This window comes from Desulfovibrio sp. 1214_IL3152, from assembly GCF_036763055.1.
Taxonomy (GTDB): domain Bacteria; phylum Desulfobacterota; class Desulfovibrionia; order Desulfovibrionales; family Desulfovibrionaceae; genus Desulfovibrio.
Map to the genome: position 1 here is coordinate 1 of NZ_JBAIYW010000416.1, position 2,217 is coordinate 2,217.

Annotated in this window: 2 pseudogenes; both read right to left on the reverse strand. The window is 56.3% G+C overall.

What is annotated here, in order from left to right:
* Window positions 1-996: pseudogene (locus tag V6C07_RS08845) on the reverse strand (hypothetical protein); the annotation flags it as partial.
* 866 nt (window positions 997-1,862) lie between these two features.
* A pseudogene (locus tag V6C07_RS08850) lies at window positions 1,863-2,217 on the reverse strand ([FeFe] hydrogenase H-cluster radical SAM maturase HydG); the annotation flags it as partial.

Sequence of the window (2,217 nt, forward strand, 5' to 3'; positions counted from 1 at the left end):
ACGCAGCGAGGGCTGCACATGCCGGTGCAGCGCCTCGGCCAGATGCAGACTGCTGGCCTGGCCCCGACCCACCATGCGCAAAAATTCTTCACCCGACAGTTCGGGAACTTCCACTTCCCAGGCGGCTTCCATCTTGGCGCGCTGGTGCTCGTTCCAGAGCGCAAGGCAGTTGAGCACGCGGTCACGCCGCCAGCGCAACACCTCGCGGCCCCGCTTCATCATTTCAGCCATCTTGGGGCTGTGCAGAAATTCCAGAAAATCCTCATTGGAACTGAAGCCGCGCGGTATCCAGAACAGGCTGACAAAACGCCCGTAAAACGGCACCTGAAATTCCAGGCCGATGCGCACGTCAATGCCCGTTATTTCTGCGGCACGCAAAATTTCGCGCGCGGCATCGGGCTGCACCCAATACTCGTAGGCCACGGTCAAAGAACGCAGGCCCTTGATCCAGGCGTCCATTATGAGGTGCGTGGGGCTTTTGCGGCCCTTGGTGTTGGCATCGTACACGTGGTCGTCAAAGGCGATCTGGTTCCAGGCTTCGGGCATTTCCGGCAAGTGATAGCGGGCCAGCATACGGCGCACGATGCGCGGCGTTCCCTGTACCGTGCGGCGAAAGTCGTGGGCCAGCTTGAGCTGCTCCATCGGATTGTCATGCGCGCGCACGATGCTTTTCATGATCTGCATGAGCACACGCGCCGTATTGCGCCGCAAGGACGAATGCGCGCTGTTCAGCACCTCGTCATACAGGGTTTGCAGGGCAAGCAGCCTGTCCCTGGCCTGTGTGCGTCCTGCCTGAAGGTTGCGCAGCAGGTTGATGACCGCATAGGCCATACGCGAAACGGGAGAAGCCACCAGTTCCTTGATGCCGTGCGGGTGAAGGCTGGGGTCAAAAAGACAGGTATCCGAATGATTATCGGATTCAAGAATGCGGTTGACAAGGACAAGGATCTCCCTGTCCTGCTTGTCAAAATAAATGCCACGCCATACGAAACTCACGCCGCACACTCCTTTAAACCATTGCCACGCAACAGTTAGAGCAGATTAACTTTGAGAATATACATTCTCAAAGTTTAAGGCACGCTCACTTCGGCGTTTAACCGCGCAGATAAACTGCGCTTACGCCTCCGTAGCGAACGTCTGCTCACGCAGCCGTCCGAGCAATTTAAAAGTTAAATTGCTCTAGAGCATTTAACACTTGAAATGCTCGCGACGGCGGGCAAAAGCCTGCCTGCTCGCATTTCGTGGCAAGGATCTTCCTGAAAATCCTTGCAGAGCAGTTAACTCACTTCATTCGTAAGCTGCTCTGGAGCATTTTCACTTTGAGAATTTGCATTCCCAAAGGTTTAAGACGCTCACTAGAGCAATTTCACTTTGAAATTGCTCTGGCGGCTGCGTGAGCAGTCGCCCGCCGCGAAGGCGTAAGCGCAATTTATTTGCGCGGTTAAACGCCGAAGAGAGCGTGTCTTAAACTTTGAAAATGTACATTTTCAAAGTTAATCTGCTCTAGGACGCTTGCCAGCAAATAGCGTACGCTTGCGCCTTCGTGCCGCACTCCCGCTTTCGCGGCCGTGCGAGCAGTTTTAAAGCAAAATTACTCTAAAATAAACCTTTTACAACACTTACCCCGCCCCAGCGTCCGCGTCAAATATCCTGACAAAATGACAAAACACCGGCAAAGCGCCCTGCGGGCGGGCGGCAGCAAATTCCGTGAAAAAACTGTCGCTCCCACGACAAGGCAATACGCCGGAAAAAGCGCAGCCCCATGCAAAGCGTCCAGCTTTTCAAGGCTGGACGCTTTGCAAAAGGCCCCGGGCTGCCATGCGGCAGCCCGCAACAATCGCAACACCTGCGGCGGGATGCCGTCAGATGAATTCGTCCATACAGCCCGCCCGCACCTTCTTGAGCAGGCGGTCTGCCGCGCCGCGCTCGTGAATGGGCATCCTGTCCAGCTTTTCCTTCAAAAGGCGCTCGCCCATCACGCGGGTATAGGGGGTGGCGTAATGCAACAGAAATTCCATAAACGACGCCGCGGAGTTCGGCCCGCACTGGCCCTTGATGCCGCACTCGCGTACCATAGAGACGAACTCCTCACCCCTGCGCCCCAGGCGTGGACAGGCCGCGCAAAACGACGGCAGATGCCGCGCCTCTTCAAGCAGGAAACGCACCACCTCATCCACATGGCAGTCTTCGCCGCAGGGAAAAGGAACCTGCTGGCCG